Annotated in this window: 15 protein-coding genes; 9 read left to right on the plus strand and 6 right to left on the minus strand. The window is 63.5% G+C overall.

The annotated features are described in order from the left end of the window. Positions 1-53 precede the first annotated feature (53 nt). Positions 54-2,702: a gliding motility-associated C-terminal domain-containing protein gene (locus tag VFO93_RS09145; RefSeq protein ID WP_325134058.1), complete on the plus strand. Its 2,649-nt coding sequence runs from the start codon at positions 54-56 to the stop codon at positions 2,700-2,702. A 91-nt stretch (positions 2,703-2,793) separates the two neighbouring features. On the opposite strand, the gene VFO93_RS09150 is transcribed toward VFO93_RS09145, so the two are convergent. Beyond that, positions 2,794-3,027, minus strand: a complete 234-nt coding sequence (locus VFO93_RS09150; RefSeq protein WP_325134059.1) for a hypothetical protein — start codon at positions 3,025-3,027, stop codon at positions 2,794-2,796. Positions 3,028-3,183: 156 nt separating this feature from the next. Here VFO93_RS09150 and VFO93_RS09155 point away from each other — a divergent pair, with 156 nt between their 5' ends. Then, entirely contained in the window at positions 3,184-4,422 is a 1,239-nt protein-coding gene (locus VFO93_RS09155; RefSeq protein WP_325134060.1) for a pyridoxal phosphate-dependent aminotransferase, read from the plus strand. A gap of 7 nt (positions 4,423-4,429) precedes the next feature. On the opposite strand, the gene VFO93_RS09160 is transcribed toward VFO93_RS09155, so the two are convergent. Beyond that, positions 4,430-5,365 carry a hypothetical protein gene (locus VFO93_RS09160; protein ID WP_325134061.1) on the minus strand — a complete coding sequence of 312 codons (936 nt, stop codon included), beginning with the start codon at positions 5,363-5,365 and terminating at the stop codon, positions 4,430-4,432. Positions 5,366-5,411: 46 nt separating this feature from the next. Here VFO93_RS09160 and VFO93_RS09165 point away from each other — a divergent pair, with 46 nt between their 5' ends. Then, positions 5,412-7,334, plus strand: coding sequence for an ABC-F family ATP-binding cassette domain-containing protein (locus VFO93_RS09165; protein ID WP_325134062.1), 1,923 nt, complete (start codon positions 5,412-5,414; stop codon positions 7,332-7,334). A 292-nt stretch (positions 7,335-7,626) separates the two neighbouring features. Next, complete coding sequence (locus tag VFO93_RS09170; RefSeq protein ID WP_325134063.1) at positions 7,627-8,064, plus strand: hypothetical protein; 438 nt, start codon at positions 7,627-7,629, stop codon at positions 8,062-8,064. Positions 8,065-8,186: 122 nt separating this feature from the next. On the opposite strand, the gene VFO93_RS09175 is transcribed toward VFO93_RS09170, so the two are convergent. The 3 genes from VFO93_RS09175 to VFO93_RS09185 form a co-directional block, all read right to left on the minus strand. Further along, positions 8,187-9,020 carry a hypothetical protein gene (locus VFO93_RS09175; RefSeq protein WP_325134064.1) on the minus strand — a complete coding sequence of 278 codons (834 nt, stop codon included), beginning with the start codon at positions 9,018-9,020 and terminating at the stop codon, positions 8,187-8,189. A gap of 298 nt (positions 9,021-9,318) precedes the next feature. Further along, a complete protein-coding gene (locus tag VFO93_RS09180) occupies positions 9,319-10,092 on the minus strand; it encodes a class I SAM-dependent methyltransferase (RefSeq protein WP_325134065.1) in 774 nt (257 codons plus the stop codon). Then, positions 10,080-10,454, minus strand: coding sequence for a hypothetical protein (locus tag VFO93_RS09185; protein ID WP_325134066.1), 375 nt, complete (start codon positions 10,452-10,454; stop codon positions 10,080-10,082). Before VFO93_RS09185 ends, VFO93_RS09180 begins: the two co-directional genes overlap by 13 nt. A 120-nt stretch (positions 10,455-10,574) precedes the next feature. Between VFO93_RS09185 and VFO93_RS09190 the strand changes: the two genes are divergently transcribed. Together VFO93_RS09190 and VFO93_RS09195 are read left to right on the plus strand one after the other, a co-directional pair. After that, positions 10,575-11,525 (plus strand): zinc-dependent peptidase, encoded by a 951-nt coding sequence (locus tag VFO93_RS09190; protein WP_325134067.1) that lies wholly within the window; start codon positions 10,575-10,577, stop codon positions 11,523-11,525. A gap of 122 nt (positions 11,526-11,647) precedes the next feature. Continuing rightward, positions 11,648-12,103: a hypothetical protein gene (locus tag VFO93_RS09195; RefSeq protein ID WP_325134068.1), complete on the plus strand. Its 456-nt coding sequence runs from the start codon at positions 11,648-11,650 to the stop codon at positions 12,101-12,103. A 17-nt stretch (positions 12,104-12,120) separates the two neighbouring features. Here the strand turns inward: VFO93_RS09195 and VFO93_RS09200 are convergent, their stop codons facing one another. Beyond that, entirely contained in the window at positions 12,121-12,507 is a 387-nt protein-coding gene (locus VFO93_RS09200) for an MGMT family protein (protein WP_325134069.1), read from the minus strand. Positions 12,508-12,702: 195 nt separating this feature from the next. On the opposite strand from VFO93_RS09200, the gene VFO93_RS09205 reads away from it, so the two are divergent. The 3 genes from VFO93_RS09205 (at position 12,703) to VFO93_RS09215 (ending at position 18,541) form a co-directional block, all read left to right on the plus strand. After that, positions 12,703-13,770, plus strand: a complete 1,068-nt coding sequence (locus VFO93_RS09205; protein WP_325134070.1) for an efflux RND transporter periplasmic adaptor subunit — start codon at positions 12,703-12,705, stop codon at positions 13,768-13,770. 152 nt (positions 13,771-13,922) lie between these two features. Beyond that, on the plus strand, positions 13,923-17,036 hold the full coding sequence (locus tag VFO93_RS09210) for an efflux RND transporter permease subunit (RefSeq protein WP_325134071.1): 3,114 nt from the start codon (positions 13,923-13,925) through the stop codon (positions 17,034-17,036). Positions 17,037-17,191: 155 nt separating this feature from the next. After that, the gene (locus VFO93_RS09215) at positions 17,192-18,541 is read left to right on the plus strand and encodes a TolC family protein (protein WP_325134072.1); all 1,350 of its coding nucleotides are present in this window, start codon (positions 17,192-17,194) and stop codon (positions 18,539-18,541) included. Positions 18,542-18,568: the final 27 nt, after the last annotated feature.

Consider the following 18,568-nt stretch of genomic DNA (forward strand, 5'->3'; position numbering starts at 1 on the left):
CACCGCAGCTCAACGCAACGCTTTTTTTCGGCGACGGCACCCGCAGCCCGGCCGTGCTACCAACCATAGACAGGCCCTTCGGCTTCGACACGAACGTGATGACGTTCTACTTCGAGCACACTTACCCTGGCTCGGGCAGCTACGTGGCCAGCTTCATCGAGGCCAACCGCTCGCGCGGGGTGGTGAACATGACCCGCTCGGACGCGCAGACGTTTTACCTCAGCACCACCATCACCACCGACCCTGGCCTGGGGCTCAACCACTTACCCATACTACATGCACCGGCTATCGACCGGGCCGCAGCGGGGCAAGTGTTTCTGCACAATCCGGCGGCCGACGATATCGACGGCGACTCGCTGGTTTTCTACCGCAAGGTTAGCCAGCAGTCGCTGACGTTCGGCAGTGGTACTACGCTGCCCGCCACCTACGTGCCCGACCACGTGCCCTGCACTGGCTTCCAGTTCCCTAACAGTCAGGCATTTGGTGTGCCGCCGCGAAACCCGGTGCAGGTGTCGTACAAAGACAACAACGGCGTAGAGCTGGCCCAGATTGGCGACACCGCCATTTTTCAGATGGACCGCCGCACCGGCCAGATAGTCTGGAACGCGCCGCTGCGCACGGGCATCTACAACGTGGCCTTTGTGGTGGAGGAATGGCGGCGCAATGGCTTTACCCGCATCAAGATTGGGGAGGTAATCCGCGACATGCAGATAACCGTGGTGGCGGCCGTAAACCTGCGCCCCACCATCAAGATTCCGCAGGATACGTGCGTGGTGGCGGGCACGCTGCTGCGCAAAAACGTGACGGCTACCGATGCCAACACGGCGGCCTCGCCGGCCTCGCCCATCCAGCTGTTTGCCTACGGCGGCATGTTGCCACCGGCCACGTTCAGCCAGTCGGCGCAGGGGCCGCCCCGCGCTGTGGGCACGTTTACCTGGACGCCGGGCTGCGAGCGCATTGCCCGCGAGCCGTACACCATCGTCTTTAAGGCGCAGGACACGCCGCACACCCCGCCCATCGCCGCCGACCCGCCGCTGATAGATGAGAAAGCCTGGCGCGTGACCGTCATCGGCCCCGCCCCTACCAGCCTGCGCGCCGTGCGCGGCGGCAGCCAGCAGGTGCTGCTCGACTGGGTTAGCTACCCGTGCCAGGTGGGCGCGTCGGGCGTGCTGGCCACTATTCGCATCTACCGGCGCGAGGGCTGCTACCCCTACACGCCCGCGGCCTGCGAAACCGGCATCCCGGCCGGGGCGGGCTACAGCCTGCTGGCCACCGTACCGGCCAACCTGACGAACTACGCCGACAACACCGCGCAGCGCGGCAAGACGTACTCGTACCGCATCTACGTCGCGTTTCCGCTGCCGGGCGCGGGCGCCAGCATCGTGTCGAATGAGGCCTGCCTCACACTCGACGGCCGCGCCGCCCAGCTTACCAACGTGGACGTACTGACCACCAGCGCCACTACCGGCCAAATTGCCGTGAAGTGGACGCAGCCGCGCCCCGGCACGTGCGCGACTTTTAACGCGCCGCTGGGCTACCGCCTCAGCCGCAGCAGCACGGGGGCCGCGCCCTTCGCGCTGGTGGCTACCAAAACCAGTCTGGCCGATACCACTTTCCTCGATAACAACCTGAACACGGCGGGCTCGCAATACACGTATCAGCTGGAGTTTTTCAGCGCGGCTACCACCCAGCCCGGCAGCGCCGAAACCACCGAAACCGCCCCGCTGGCCAGCAGCGTGCGCCTGGGTTTGGTGCCTAATGGCAACGCCCGCCAGAACACCCTGACCTGGCGCTACAGCGTGCCGTGGGATAACAGCCAGCAGCCCACCATCATCTACCGCCGCACGGGGCCGCCCACCGGGCCTTACACCCAGCTGGCTACCCTCACGCCGGCCGCCGGGGCTAGTAGCGCTACTTATGTCGACCAGGGGCTGACGCTGGGCCAGAACTACTGCTACTACGTGCAAACCAACGGGCAATACCCCACGCCCGTGAACTCGGCTGGCCAGCTTATCTACCGCAACCTGCTCAATAAAAGCCAGGAAGCCTGCGCCGTGCTCACGGCCTCGCCTTGCACGCCGGTGCTCACACTGGCCCCCACCAACTGCGACAGCCTGGCGGGGCTGAACCCCGGCTCGAACTTCCCGCTCGAAAACCAGCGCTACCAGAACCGCCTGCGCTGGACGGTGGGCAGCGCGCCCACCGGGTGCAGCGCCGACATTGCCTACTACCGTATCTTCTACCGCCCCACCCTCGACGGGCCGCTGGTGTTGCTCGACTCGACTGCCACGCTCACCTACCTGCACCGCAACCTGCCCAACGGGGCCGGCTGCTACGCCGTGCAGGCTGTGAGCGCGGCCGGCGTGCGCAGCGACCTCAGCAACGTGGCCTGCCAGGATAACTGCGTGTTCTTCTTTTTGCCCAACATCTTCACGCCCAACGGCGACCAGACCAACGAGAAGTTCCGGCCCAAAACCAGCAGCCCCATCACCCGCACGCACATCCAGATTTTCAACCGCTGGGGCCGCAAGGTGTACGAAAGCGACAGAGACCCCTACATCAACTGGGACGGCACGGGCGGCGACGGTGGCCCCGCCGGCAAGGCCTCGAACGGCGTGTACTACTACCTGGCCGAAGTCGAGTTTGCGGACTTCGCCCGCACCAGGCGCACCTTCAAGGGCTGGGTCGAAATAGTGCGCTAGCGCTTGACTTCAAGTAACCTAATGCAAAAGAAGCTGCCCTGACTAGGGCAGCTTCTTTTGCATTAGGAGCGGCCGGGCCCGCCACACGGCGCTAGGCTGCGCGCGCCAGCACTACCAGCAGAATAACCTGGCCGGGGTCTTTGGGCGAGAGCTTGTTGTCGAAGCTTTCCAGCTCGTAGCCTTTGGCCAGCCACTGCTTTACCTCGGGGAAGGCGCGGATTTCAGCTTCGGAAAACGGAATGGGGTTCGGGGTCTGGCCGGGGGCAGTGCCTTCCGAAAAAAAGGTCAGCAGCTTGGTGGCGGGGAGGTTGTCGGATTGCGGCACGGGGAAGACGAAAAAAAGCGGGGCAGTCCAGAATCTGCCCCTTGCGCCCGCAAAGGTGCGACGCCCGCCGCGCACCGGCCGGGCGGCCGGGCTAGCGTATTAGCTGGGCGCACTGCTACTTTTGCCATTCGCCTGGTTGCTTTTTATCCTTTGCTTATGTCCTTTAGCTCGTTGCCCGCCGCCGCGCCTACCGCCCCGGCCCCCGTTCTCTCCGACCGCATCCTGAACATGCAGGAGTCGGCCACCATCGCGATGGCTAAGAAAAGCCGCGAGCTGGCCGCTAAAGGCGTGGACGTGATTAACCTCAGCTTCGGGGAGCCCGATTTTCAGACGCCGCAGTACATCAAGGATGCCGCCAAGCGCGCGCTTGATGAGGGCTACACTTTCTACACGCCGGTGCCGGGCTACCTCGATTTGCGGCAGGCCATCTGCGACAAGTTCAAGCGCGACAACCACTTGGACTACACCCCCGCCAACATTGTGGTGAGCACCGGGGCCAAGCAGTCGCTCACCAATGCCGTGCTCTCGCTCATCAATCCCGGCGACGAGGTCATCATTTTTTCGCCCTACTGGGTGAGCTACGCGGCCATCGTGGAGCTGGCCGAGGGCGTGGCCGTACCCATCGTGGGCAGCCTGGAGAATGATTACAAGGTGACCGCCGCCGAGTTTGCCGCCGCCATCACGCCGCGCACCAAAATGGTGATGTACTCCTCGCCCTGCAACCCCACCGGGGCGGTGTTCAGCCGCGAGGAGCTGGGGGCCATCGCGGAGGTGCTGGCGCAAAACCCCGGTATCTACGCCCTCGCCGACGAGATTTACGAGTACATCAACTTCACCGGCGAGCACGTGAGTCTGGCGCAGTTCGACGCCATCAAGGACCGGGTTATCACCGTCAACGGCTTCTCGAAGGGCTACGCCATGACGGGCTGGCGCCTGGGCTACCTGGCCGCCCACCAGGACATTGCCGCCGCCTGCGACAAGCTCCAGGGCCAGGTTACCTCCGGCACCTGCTCTATCGCGCAGCGCGCTGGGCTGGCCGCCTTGCAGGGGGGCCGCGCCTCGGCCGACGAGATGGTGACGGCCTATCACCGCCGCCGCGACCTGGTATTGGGCTTGGCCCAGGAAATCCCCGGCATGGTGACGCCCACGCCGGAGGGCGCTTTCTACATCTTCCCCAACGTGGCCGCGTTCTTCGGGCGCACCACGCCCGAGGGCGCGGTTATCAACGACTCGGGCGACCTGGCCTTGTACCTGCTCAACGACGCCCATGTGTCGTCGGTGGGGGGCGACTCATTCGGCGCGCCCGACTGCATGCGCTTCAGCACCGCCGCCGCCGATGAGAAGCTGGCCGAGGCGTTCAAGCGCATCAAGGCTAGTTTGGCCAAGCTGGCGTAACTGAATATTATGGCAGGATGAGTTGGTACGCTACCGGCTCATCCTGTTTGTATCTGAACAGTCGTAACGTATTCTCTTCGTCGATATGACCGTAGGGTGGAAACTTATTTCCGATACCGACGCCCTCATCGTAGTGCAGCACTAGCTTATTTGCTTTAAGCTCGTACCTACCACCTCTGCGCAGCTTGTCCATGTGAGCACGTAATCCAGCGGGCGTATTATTTCCACCTTGCTCCCTGGCTTCAAAAAATCGACCGTCACGGTGAAACAGTAACGCATGGGGGGTATTGTTCTCAACGGCGTAATAAAGCCCTTCCAACGGTTCTGAGCGTAGGGCAAACAACTGCCAATCTAGTATTTGCTGTAATACACCAAGCAATCTGGCAGTCTCGTTAATAAGGTAGCGCGTTTCATCTATTACCAGCGTCATAGTTTCAAGCTCAAGGCGTAGAAAACGCCATTCTAGGCCGGTAGTAGAGCAGCCGTAGAGCGTGACGATGGGTTGCTGAGCTCGGCTATTTAGCTGCGCTGCTCCGAGCAATTGTGCGGCACACTGCGCAGTACCCATTTCTACGTCTTGTTTCTTCGCCTCCGTGATACAAAAGATGGGGGCCTGAACTAAGTCTTGGAGTCGGGTAAAGGAGAGGATAAAATCACACTCGCCGTTGAGGCCGCGGCTGGCATCAATATCTAGGTTAGCTCCAGAAATAATGGCGAAGCTATCGTGATTTAAGTTACTCAGTTCCATAAGCACCGGCGATACCAGCCGCTCAGAGCGCGACTTCTCACTGCCAAAACCAATATTATTGGCACGAGCCAAAGACTCTACCAACCAAGCACTGGGTTCACGGGGCACTACCTCGGTAAAGAGTGAGCGTTCACCTCGCACTTTAACGCCAAATTCTCGAATTAAACGGTCAAGAGTAAAATCGCTGTAAGCCATACGCCAAAGATAGCCGCCCCCCGCCGCCGTACCTTTGCTGCCACTTATGAATTTGCTATCCGCCGAGAACATCTCGAAGAACTACGCCGACCGCTGGCTGTTTAAAGACCTCAACTTCGGGCTGCAGCAGGGGCAGCGCGTGGCCTTTGTCGGCATCAACGGCACCGGCAAAACCACCCTCATGAAGGTGCTCGCCGGCCTCGAAGCCCCCGACTCGGGCCTCGTGACCCGCCGCCAGGGCATCCGGGTCACTTACCTGGGGCAGCAGCCGGTCTTCGATGAAAGCCTGACCGTCGAAGAAACCATCTTCGCCTCCCAGAACGACACGCTGCGCGCCGTGAAGGCCTACGAGCACGTCGTGAACGACCCCAACCACGACCCCGACGAGCTGCAAAAGGTGATGGAGCGCATGGACGCCCTCAACGCCTGGGACTACGAAAGCCAGGTGCAGCAGATTCTGGGCAAGCTCGGGATTTTGGGCGAGCTCCTGACCCGCAACGTCTCCAAGCTCAGCGGCGGGCAGCGCAAGCGCGTGGCTCTCGCCCGCGTCCTCATCGAGGAGCCCGACGTGCTGCTGCTCGACGAGCCCACCAACCACTTGGACCTGGCTACCATCGAGTGGTTGGAGAATCGCCTCAACTCGCCCAGCCTCACGCTGCTGATGGTGACCCACGACCGCTACTTCCTCGACAAGGTAGCCAACGAGATTGTGGAGCTCGACAAAGGCCAGATGTACCGCTACCAAGGCAACTACGCCTACTTCGTGGAGAAAAAGGCCGACCGCGAAATGCGCGAAAGCATCGAGGTAGAGAAGGCCCGCCAGCTCTTCAAGAAGGAGTTGGAGTGGATGCGCCGCATGCCCCAGGCCCGCGGCACCAAGCAGAAGGCCCGCATCGACGCCTTCTACGTGACCAAGGAGAAGGCCAGCACTAACCTTACCAAGCAGCAGCTCGAGCTGAGTGTGAAAACCACTCGCCAGGGAGGCAAGATTATCGAAGCCGAGGGCCTCAACAAGCGCTTCGGCGACAAGGTAGTACTCGACGATTTCAGCTACGTCTTCAAGAAAAAGGACCGTATCGGCCTCGTGGGGCCCAACGGTGCGGGCAAGAGCACCCTGCTCAACATGCTCACTGGCAAGCTTCAGCCCGACAGCGGCACGGTGGAAGTGGGTCAAACCACCGTGTTTGGCTACTACACCCAGACCGAGCTGGAGTTTGACCCCAGCCAGCGCGTGATTGACATTGTGAAGGAGGTGGCCGAGGTAGTGGAGCTGGCCAACGGCGACGTGCTCACGGCCAGCCAGTTTCTGACCTTGTTCCTATTTCCGCCGGCCCAGCAGTACACCCTGGTGAGCAAGCTGAGCGGCGGCGAGAAGCGCCGGCTCCAGCTGCTGCGCGTGCTGGTGAAGAACCCCAACTTCCTCATCCTTGACGAGCCCACCAACGACCTCGACCTGGGCACGCTCAACATCCTCGAAGACTTCCTGCTGCACTTCAGCGGCTGCCTGCTCATCGTGAGCCACGACCGCTACTTCCTCGACAACCTGGCCGAGCACCTCTTTGTGCTGGAGCCGGGCGGCGCGGTGCTCAATTTCCCCGGCAACTACACCGACTACCGCGACTACCTGGCCGAGCGCGACACCGAGGCCGCCCTGGAGGCCGAGGAAAAAGCCGCCAAAGCCGCCCGCGCCGCCGCCAAGGTAGCCGCCGCTGCCCCCGCCGCCCCGGCCCCCGCGCCCGTGGCCGCGCCCCCCAAGCGCCGCGCCAGCTTTGCCGAGAAAAAGGAGTTTGAGCAGCTCGAAAAAGACATCGCCGCCCTCGAAAAAGAAAAGGAGCAGCTGGTCGAAAACCTCGCCACCGGCCAAGGCACCCGCCAGGACCTCATTGCCTGGCCTGCCCGCTTGCAGGTGGTTGATAAGGAACTGGATGCCAAGGGCGAGCGCTGGCTGGAGCTCAGCGAGGTAGTGTAGCGCGGACTTCTAGTCCGCGAGTAGTGTAGCCGCGAAGCGGCGGCATGTTGGTAGTGCAGGACATTACGCGTTGAAAAGAGCCGCAAAGCGGCGGCACCCACGCCCGCAGGTGCCGCCGCTTTGCGGCTCTTTGGCTGGTGGGCGGCGGGCGGGCTACCAACATGCCGCCGCTTCGCGGCTACTCTGTGCGGCATGCGGCAACGCCCCCGCCCGCCCCCGCCAACCTCTGCCTGCCCCCCGTCGTTAGTAACGTCGGCTGCCCCCGGGGCGGCCGGCGTTTCCTGTTTATTCCATGTCCGACGTTATTATATTCGACAGGCCCTACGGGCGCGTGCTAGTCGATGCCGCCGTGCCCTGCGTAATGACGCAATGGCTCAGCTTTGCCAACGCCCCCGACTTTATTGCCTTGCAAGAAGCCGCCCTGCTGTACTACGAGGCGCACGCCACCGCCGCCCGCCCCTGGGGCTTCGTGGGCGATGTGCGGCACATGGGTGCCATTCCGGCCAAGGCCCAGGCCTGGCTCATCAGCGAGTTTAACCCCCGCGCCACTGCTGCCGGCCTGCGCGAGGTGAGCGTGGTGGTGTCCGATAATGTCTTTGGCCAGCTCGCTACCCAGCAATACGCCCAGCAAACCGCCGCCCAGCGCGACCGCTACGAACTGCACGCCATCTATTACCAGTCGGTAGCCGATGCCAAGGCCGGCGCGCGCAGCGCGCTGGCCGGGCGGTAGGGGGCGGGGCTACTGGCGTTTCCGGCAGAGGCACTTCACCCCAAAAAATAGGGTGCGCCGCAAATGCCACGCGCCCCTTACTTTGTTTAACTCAACATTCAGAACTCAAAACTCTTAACTATTCAGCGCCGCTGGTGCGACTGCACAAAGGCGAAGCTGCGCAGCTGCTGGCCCACGGGCGCGAGCACCTCCAGGCCATCGGCGTGGTCGAAGCGGGGCAGGAACACGTAGCCGCGCACCTGCTGGCCGGGCTCCAGCACCACGCGGCGCAGGGCGTACTCACGCAGCAGGGCGGCGCGGCGGGCCAGCACCTCGGCGGTGGCGGCGTGGCGCACGCGGTTGGCACTGGAAATGACGTTGTAGGTAACGGCCGCGTCGTGCACCACGGCACGGGTCTGGGCCTGGGCAATGGTTTCGCGGCCCTTGGCGCTGCTGGCGATGTCCATGCCCAAGGACACGGCCATGAGGGCGATGCCTACCCAGTCGGGGCGGCTGGCCTTGGCAGCGGCGCGCTCGGCTCCGGCATCGAGGGCCCCAATGGCGGGCTCGGGGTCGAGGGCAGGCAGCGGGGCCTCGGGCAGGGCGGGCCAGGGAACGTGCTGGGTGGCGGCAGCCACGGCGGCGGGCACGTGCTCGCCGCGCCGCACGGGCCGGGCGGGGTTGGCCTCGCTGGCCAGGCGCAGGGGCGCGTAGCCAAAGGCGGTGGGCACTACCTCCACGGCGCAGTCGGAGTCGTTGCGGTATTCGACGTTGAAGACGACGTAGTCGGGCTCGTAGCCCTCGAAGCTGAGGCGCAGGGCCACACCGTCGGCGGTGGCTTCGGCAGCCTCGGCCCCGCTGGCTTCGAGGGTATGCGGGGCGGCCGGGCGCACGCCCAGCTGGTAGGTGGGGGCGCAGCTGCTGGCCACAAAAGCCAGCAGCAAGGCGGGGAGGCAGCGAAGGTAGCGAGTAGGCATAGCGCAGGGCAGGAAAGGGGTGGCAAAGGGAAGACGCACGTCTTCGGCCTACGGTTGCCTGCCCGCCTGGCTATGCTGCTATATTTTGGTAGCAACGCGGGGGCGGCAGCAACGCTGGCCGAAAACGCACCAAATTTAGCAAGGGCTAACCCTTGTATGGTGCACACCCTCAACACAAAAACCTTGCCCAACGCTATACTTCTCCGTGGTGCAGGCAGGACATAAAACCCCGCCGATGCCCCGCGCCGCTACTCTGCCGCCGCTCGCCAGGCCCCCACTACCCCATGGGTAGCGCTAGCTAGCCTTGCTTCTCCCCCACAAAAAAATAATGGCGGTACAGCAATGATTTAAAAGAAAACAGCTGCTGCCGCAGGGCGTGCCCGGTGCTGCTGCGGGCGCGCCGCACCTGCCACAACTGCCAGGGCCACAGCAGCAGGGCCAGCGGCAAATACAGCAGGTCTTCGGTGTAAAACGACGTATACACCACCCGCGTGAGGGCGATGCCGTTGACGTCGAAGAGGCGCTTGAGCTCCTGGTGCTGCACCAGCTGGAAGTTGCCCTCGTCGGGCTCGAACAACAGCCGGAAGCGCCGCACCCGCCCACTAAACAGGTAGGACAGCCGGTCGCGCACCGTCAGGCAGTTGTCGTTCGAGACCAGCAGCAGGCCGCCCGCCCGCAGCCGCTGGGCGCAGCTCCCGATGAACTGCGCGGTATTGGCAAAGCACATGATACCGCTGATGCTGGTAACGACATCAAACGGCGCCGCCTCGCCGAAGGGCACGCCCCGGCTGAGGTCGCCGGGCACGTAGGCCACGGCCGCGCCGGGCACGGCGGGGGCATCGGGGCGCACGTCGGTGCCGCTGAGGTGGGCCAGCGGAAAAAAGCGCCGTACCTGCGCCAAGAACTCGCCCGCCCCGCAGGGGGCGTCGAGCCAGCGCAGGGCGGGCTGCATCAGGCGCGGGGCTTCGTGGCGCAGCAGGTAGGTGAGCACGTCGCGGTTGACGTGCTTCTGGGTGTTGCCGCGGGGCACCTGGGCCAGTTGCGCCAGTTGGGCCGGGCTTAGGCGCTCCACACGTCGACCTCGCCCTTGCTGGTGGTGAGGGCAAAGCGCGCCGGGTTGGGGCGCAATACCAGGCGCACGCGGCCGGGGTACTTCTCCGAGTCTATCCACACGCCGTCGTCCTTTTTGGGGGTGAGGTCGGCGGGCAGGTAGGCGGTGGGCAGCAGCACGTCGGTGTCCGACTTCAGGTCGGCGTGCACCGTCTCCAGGGCAGCCTCCAGGTCGGGGCCGTAGTCGTCGTTAAAATCGTCTTCCAGGTCGTGCAGGGCTTCCTCTACGTCGTCGTAGCGCGCGTCGTCGTAGGTGAGGGTTTGCAGCTCAGCTTTTTTCTCGATGAGGGCCACGAGGGCTTTGTTCAGGTCGGCGGCGTTCATAAGGCGGGCGGCAGGCGCGGGGTGAAGAAAGGGGGTAGAGCGCAAAAATGCACCCGAAACGGCAATTGCACCCGGCCCCACCCTCAACCGCCGGGCCGCGCGCGCCGTTTAGCGAGGCCTATGTCCCTTTCGTACTTCGTGGCCGGGGCCGTGCTACTGGCCTTGCTTTTTGCCTTCTACCGCTACCTCACCGCCGAAAGCCGCCGCCAGCAGGCGGCGCTGGCCGTGCCGTTTCCCGAGAACTGGCGCGATTTATTACAGGAGCACGTAGCCTTTTACCAGGGCTTGCCCGATGCCGACAAAACGCGCTTTGAGCAGGCTATGCAGCTTTTTTTGGCCCGCACGCGCCTCACCGGTATTCAGGTCGAGGTTGATGACCTGACGCGGGTGCTGGTGGCGGCGGCGGCGGTTATCCCGGTGTTTGGCTTTCCGGGCTGGGAATACCCGACGCTGCACGAAGTACTGATAGTGCCCGACGCCTGGCAATTGGAAACCCGCTCCGACCAGGAGGTGCAGCCCCTGCAAGGCACGCTGCTGGGCTCGGTGCAGGGCTTCCAAACCAGCCAGTACATGCGCCTTTCCCGCGCCGCGCTGGTGCAGGGCTTCGCCAATGCCGACGACCGCCACAACGTGGGCGTGCACGAGTTTGCGCACCTCGTAGACGAGGCCGACGGCCAGATAGACGGCGTGCCCGCCGCCGTGCTGCCCCCGGCGCTACGCGGGGCCTGGGCCGAGGTGCTGCACCGCGAGCTGGCCGCCGTGCGCGCCGGCCGCGCCCCCGACATCGACCCCTACGCGGGCACCAACGAGGCCGAGTTTTTTGCGGTGGTAAACGAGTATTTCTTCGAGCGCCCCGAGAAATTGCAGGAGCACCACCCCGCGCTGTTCGACCTGCTCACCCAGGCCCTGCACCAGCACCCCGAGCAGGCGCTGCACTCCGCGCGCCCGGCGGGCGGCCCCCGCCAGTGGCTGCGCCAGCTGCGCGATAAAAAGAAAATGCTGGGCCGCAATTCGCCCTGCCCCTGCGGCAGTGGCAAGAAGTATAAGGATTGCCACTTGGCGGCGGCATAGGTAAGCGACACGCTTAGCAACAGTCCCCTTGCGCGTCCTTTGACTGCGATTTCCTGGCAGAATTCTTCACGCTTTTACCAGGGCTGTCAGAAAGATTTAGCTTGATGACAATCAGTGCAAATATGCCTACCGCCCGCCCCCGGCGCTACCGCCACTTCCCGACCATTCCCGATGCGCTGGCGCTGATGACGCTGCTGCGCCAGGCGGCCATTGCCTTTGAAACCCGCTATGAGCGCGGCACCAACTACGACCGGGCCCGCCACGAGCCCGACCGCCTGGAGGTGTGGCTACGGGCCGCCGACTACGCCTACGTGCAGCGCCTGGAAGCCGCCCTCACGCGCGAGCAGGCCCTCGCCCTGGCCACCGCTACGCTGCCCGCCAACCAGTGGAACAGCATAGTGGCTCAGGCGGCCCCGCGTCCACCTGATGATAGGACGACAACTAGAAACATACCCGCTCATCAGACTATCTCACACAGCTCAGCAGCAATCTCTTCAATCATAATTCTCAGGCGCTGGCTTTTTGGACTGCTGACGTTGAGCGGACTGGCGGCATTAGTTTTTTATTGGTTGAGGTAATGATGTAGAGTCGCCATCTACTCCAGCTCCGTGGCCGGGTTCCAGAACAGCCGCTCAAACTCCACTACCGTGTCGTCTTCCACGCGCACGCCCTCGGCCTCCAGGCGCTCCTGCATGGCGGTGGGCGTGGGGAAGTGATGCCGCCCCGAAAGCTGCCCCAGCCGGTTGATGACGCGATGGGCGGGCACGGGCGCGTCGCGCCGGGCGGTGAGCGCGTCGAGGTTGGCGGCATTGAGGGCGTAGCCCACGGCGCGGCTACCCTGCCGCGCCCCCAGGTAGTGCGCGATGGCCCCGTAGGTGCTCACGCGACCCGGCGGAATGAGCCGCACCACCTCGTGCACGTCGTGGAAGAAATTGCGCTCGGCGGGTGGGGCGGCGGGCGGCGGGGCAGCGGGCTTTTTCATAAAAGCAAAGTAATGGGCGGCGAATGCAACTACGGCCCGGCCGGGGCGTCCTTTGCTGTTGCTGAACCCAACGCGGGCGCGGGTCGTTGTGCGAAGCTCCGCTACTTGATTGAGCGGCTGGCCGCTAGCTGAACGGCTGCGCGCTCGCTACTGCCTGGCTACTACCCTGGCCTGCCCACCTTGCTTTTTTACGCTATGCGCTTTTCTACCCCGGCCGGCCTGTCTCTGGCCTGCGGAATTTTAACTTTCCTCGCCAGCTGCCACGCCAAGCCCGACGAGGCCAAGGGCGGCGAAAAAGGCAAAGACGACAAAAAAAATAACGGCCCCGCCCTGGTCGATGTCCTCATCGCCCGCCCCTCGTCGGTGAGCGATTCTATTGAGGCAAACGGCACGGTAGTGGCCAACAACTTTGTGGAGCTGCACCCCGAGGTGAGCGGCCGCCTCACCAGCCTCAACGTGCAGGAAGGCCAGCGCGTGGCCAAGGGCACCATCATCGCCCGCATCAACGACGCCGACCTGCGCGCCCAGCTTCAGAAAACCAACGCCGTGCTGCGCGTGGCCCAGCTCTCGGTAAACCGCCTCGAAAAGCTGCTGAAAGTGCAGGGCGTAAACCAGGCCGACTACGACCTGGCCGTGAGCCAGGTGCAAAGCGGCCAGGCCGATGCGGCCTACACCCAGGCGCTCATTGCCAAAACCGTGGTGCGGGCACCCTTCACGGGCATCCTAGGGCTGCGCCAGGTGAGCCCCGGCGCCTACGTGACGCCGGCCACCATCATCGCCACCTTACAGGCCGACAACAAGCTAAAGGTCGATTTCACCTTGCCTGAGGCCTACAATGCCTTGGTGCAGCCTGGCGCAAAGGTGACGGTGAATTTTGCCGGCAACCCGCCCCAGCGCTACCCAGCTACGGTGCAGGCACTGGAAAGCCAGATAAACCAAACTACCCGCAACCTAACTGTACGCGCCCTGCTACCAGCCGGCGCGCAGGTGAGCCCAGGCGCATTTGCCCGCGTGCAGGTGCCCACCGGCGCGGCGCGGCAGCGCGTGGTAGTGCCCACCAATGCCATTATGCCGGGCGACAAATCGGACCAGGTAGTGCTGGTGAAGCACGGCAAGGCCCAGATGCAAAACGTGAAAACTGGCGACCGCCAAAACGATAAAATCTCCATCGTGAGCGGCCTGGCTACCGGCGACTCGGTGGTGACCAATGGCGTACTGTTTACGCAGCCCGGCAAGCCGGTGAAGGTGCGCAACGTGAAGTAATCAAATTGAATTGATAGTAAACGTCTGTCATGCTGAGCCTGCCGAAGCATCTCTACCGGTGAACCCATTGACGCCAGCAACGAAGCGGTAGAGATGCTTCGACTCCGCTTTGCTGCGCTCAGCATGACGGACGCCTTTTACAACTATAATCGATGAATATATCCGAGCTATCCCTCAAACGCCCGGTGCTGGCGACGGTTTTCAACCTGCTGCTCATCCTGTTTGGGGCAGTAGGGTTTTCGTTTTTGGCCCTGCGCGATTACCCGGCCATCGACCCGCCGATTATCAGCGTCAGCACTTCCTACACGGGCGCCAATGCCGACGTAATTGAAAACCAGATAACGGAACCGCTCGAGAAGCAGATTAACGGTATTCCGGGCATCAAGTCGATTACGAGCAGCAGTTCCCTAGGGTCGAGCAACATCACGGTAGAGTTTAACCTGGATGTGAACCTAGAAGCTGCCGCCTCCGACGTGCGCGACAAGGTGGGGCAGGGCGTGCGCTCGCTACCGCAGGACATCGACGCGCCGCCGGTGGTGTCGAAATCAGACGCCAACTCCGACAACATCCTGATTCTGGCCGTGCAAAGCCGCACCAAGAACCTGATGGACCTCAGCGACTTTGCGGAAAACAACTTGCAGCAGCGCTTCCAGACCATCGATGGTGTGTCGGCCATCAACATCTTCGGGCAGAAGCGCTACGCCATGCGCCTGTGGCTCGACCCGGCCAAGATGGACGCCTTCCAAGTGTCGTTTACCAACGTGCAGCAGGCCCTCAACGCCGAGAACGTGGAGGTGCCGGCCGGCAAAATCTACGGCGGCCAAACGGAGCTCACCATCCGCACGATGGCGCGCTTCACGACGGAGGCGCAGTTTCGCAACCTCATTTTGCGCGAAGACAAAAACGGCATCGTGCGCCTCGGCGACGTGGCCCGCGTGGTGCTGGGCCCCGAAAGCTACGAGCAGTCGTGGAAGCTCAACGGCACCTACGCCGTGGGCCTGGCCATCGTGCCGCAGCCGGGCTCCAACTACGTGGCCATCGCCGACGAATTTTATAAGCGCCTGGCCGAGGTGCAGAAGGAAAACAAGTCGGACATCGAGATGCGCGTCATCATCGACAACACCAAAATCGTGCGCGGCTCGATAGAGGAAGTTGAGGAAACGCTGCTCATTTCGTTCGGGCTGGTAGTGGTCGTGATTTTCTTTTTCTTCCGCAACTGGCTCACGGCGTTGCGCCCGCTCATCGACATTCCGATTTCGCTTATCGCCACGTTTTTCATCATGTACCTGGCGGGCTTCACCATCAACATCCTTACGCTGCTGGGCATCGTGCTGGCTACGGGCCTGGTAGTGGACGATGGTATCGTGGTGACGGAGAACATTTTCCGCAAGCTCGAAGAGGGCATGGACATCAAGCGGGCGGCGCTGGAGGGTAGTAAGGAAATCTTCTTCGCCGTTATCTCGACCTCGCTCACGCTGGCGGTGGTTTTCTTGCCGGTGATATTTCTGGAAGGCTTCACGGGGCGCTTGTTCCGCGAGTTTGGGGTAGTAGTGGCAGGCGCGGTGCTGATTTCGGCCTTCGTGTCGCTCACCATCACGCCAGTGCTCAACGTGGTGCTGCACCGCGAAAACAAGGATAAGAGCGGCAGCGGACACGGCAAATTCTACGACCTGACCGAGCCGTTTTTCCAGGGCATGGAAAGCTGGTACGGGCGCATCGTGGGCGGCTTTTTGCGGGTGCGCGCCCTGGCCTGGGTGGTGGTAGCGGCCTGCGCGGGCCTCATCTACTTCGTGGGCAAAGGCATCCCGACCGAGCTGGCGCCGCTCGAAGACCGCAGCAGCGTGCGCCTGACCCTGACCGGGCCGGAGGGCACGAGCTTCGAGGCGATGGAGAAAATCAGCGCCCAGGTGGCCGATTTCGTGCGCGACTCGGTGCCCGAAAACGACTTCGTGTTTGCCCGCACGCCGGCCGGCGGCAGCGCCAACTCGGCGCAGGTGCGCGCAGGACTGGTGCCGCCCGGCGAGCGCAAGCGCTCGCAGGACGACATCGCCAAGTACCTGACCAAGAAAACCAAGCGCTTCAACGACGCCCGCATTTTCGTGGTGCAGGAGCAGACGATTGCCGTAGGCTCGGGGGCTAAGAGCGGCCTGCCGGTGCAGTTTGTGCTGCAAACCACCGACCTGGAGCGCATCCGGGAGGCGCTGCCCCGGTTTTTGGCCGCCGCCCGCCAAGACCCCGCGTTCCAGAACGTCGATACCAACCTTAAATTCAACAAGCCAGAGGTGCAGCTCACGTTTGACCGCCTGAAAATCCGCGACCTGGGCCTGACTACGCAAGACGTGGTAGCGGCCGTGCAGGGCGCGTTTGGCGGCCGGCGCATGGCCTACTTCCTGCTCAACGGCCGGCAGTACCAGGTAATCGGGCAGGTGGACCGCAACTCGCGCAGCGCCCCCAACGACATCAGCCGCCTCTACGTGACCAACAGCCGCGGCGAGAGCATCCCGCTATCGGCGGTGGTGCACCAAGTCGAAAACTCCAATCCCAGCACGCTCTACCACTTCAACCGATTTAAGTCGGCCACCATTTCGGCGCAGCTAGCCGAGGGCAAAACCGTGGGCGACGGCGTGCGCGCCATGCAGGCCATCGCCGACAAAGTGCTCGACCCCGATGCGTTTCAAACGGCCCTCACCGGCTCGTCGCGCGACTTTGCCGAAAGCTCGGGCAACACGGCCTTCGCCTTTATGCTGGCGCTGGTGCTGATTTATTTGCTGCTGGCGGCGCAGTTCGAGAGCTTCCGCGACCCGCTCACCATTCTGCTCACGGTGCCGTTGGCGCTGGCCGGCGCGCTGCTCAGCCTCTGGCTCATGGGCCAGACGCTCAACATTTTCTCGCAAATTGGGATGATTATGCTCATCGGCCTGGTGACCAAAAACGGCATTCTCATCGTGGAGTTTGCCAACCACCAGCGCGACGCCGGCCTACCGCTGCGCGAGGCCGTGCGCCTGGCGGCCCAGCAGCGCCTGCGGCCCATCTTGATGACCTCGCTGGCCACCGCGCTGGGTGCGCTACCCATCGCGCTCAGCCTGGGCGCGGCCTCTACCAGCCGCAAGCCGCTGGGCACGGTGATTGTGGGCGGCATTCTGTTCTCGCTGATTTTGACGTTGTTGGTGATTCCGGCGGTGTACACGTTTATTGGCAAGGAGCGTAAGCCGGACGCGGACGCGGAGGTAGCGCCGGCCCACGAGCCGGCGCAGGTGGCCGCGTGATTTTACAACATTATTCCGTCATGCTGAGCGGAGCGCAGCGGAGTCGAAGCATCTTGGCTGGTGAACTAACTTCTAACGCTAGCAACGAAGCGGTAGAGATGCTTCGACTCCGCTACGCTCCGCTCAGCATGACGAATAGTTGTCCTTTCTTTTTCATGAAGTACCTGTTTCTCAGCCTCGGGCTCCTCTCTTTTCCCCCTGCCCTGGCCCAGACGCCCACGCCCGCCGTGCCGCCGCCCGCCGTGGCGGCGGCCGACGACCGCGCGCCCGTGCTCACGTTGCACGATGCCCTGCAAACGGCCCTCAAAAACAGCCTCGACATTCAAATCGGGCAGAACGCCGTGGAGGTGCAGCGGCTGCAAAACACGCTGGGCTTTGCGGGCGGGCTGCCCACGGTGGGGTTGAATGCTAGCAACAACGTGGTGATTAACAACACCAACCAGCGCTTCAACGTGGGCGACCCGCGCGTGGCTACCGGCGCGCGCAGCACGCAGTACGCGGTGGGGCTGGCGGGCAGCTACCTGCTCTACAACGGCGGCTACGTGGTGGCCAACCGCAAGCGGCTCGATGAGTTGCAGCAGCTCAGCGAGTTTCAGCTCAACTCGACGGTGCAGAACATCCTGGCCGATGCCAGCCTGAAATACTACGCCGTGGTGCAGCAGCAGCGCTACATCCGCACCCTGGAGGCCTCGGTGGAGGTGTCGCGCCAGAAGCTGCGCCTCATTGAGGCCCGGCAGGCGGTGGGCCTAGCCAATAATGCCGACCGCTTTCAGGCCCAGCTCGACCTCAATGCCCAGCTGCAAACCCAGCAGCAGCAGGCCCTGGCCGCCCAGCAGGCCAAGGCCGATTTGCTGCGCGCGCTGACCCTGGATTTGGCCACGCCCGTGGCCGTGGAAGACACCATCCCCGTTGACCGCTCGCTGCGCTGGGCCGACCTCGAAACCGCCCTTCAGCGCAACCCCGACCTGTTGGCCGCCGACCGCCAGGTGCGCGTGAATGAGCTATTGACCCGCCTGGCCCAGGCCAACCGCTACCCCGCTCTCAGCCTGAATGCGGGCACCAACTACAACCGCCTCCAGAACGCGGTGGGCAACACCCTCTTCAACCAAAGCTACGGCCCCTACGGCGGCCTGGGCATCGCGCTGCCCCTCTACACCGGCGGCGTAAACAAGCGCCTAGTCGACGTGGCCCGCGTGAACACCAAAACCGCTGAGCTCCAGCGCGCCGCCGTGCAGCAAAACAACCTCGTGAGCGCCCGCAAAGCCTGGCTAGCCTACGAGCAAACGCTGGCCCTGGTTGACACCGCCGAGCAGAACTACACCACCGCCCGCAAGCTGCTCAAGCTCATCCAGATGCGCCTCGACGCGGGCATCTCCACGCTGGTCGATGTCCGCATCGCCCAGCAAAGCTTCGAGGATGCGGGCTACCGGCTCGTGACGTATCGCTACAATGCCAAGTCGGCCGAGATTACGCTGCGGCAGCTGGCGGCGCTGCTCGCGCCCTAACGGGGGAACCTCACCCCCCGGCCCCCT

This window comes from Hymenobacter sp., from assembly GCF_035709525.1.
Classification (GTDB): Bacteria; Bacteroidota; Bacteroidia; order Cytophagales; family Hymenobacteraceae; genus Hymenobacter.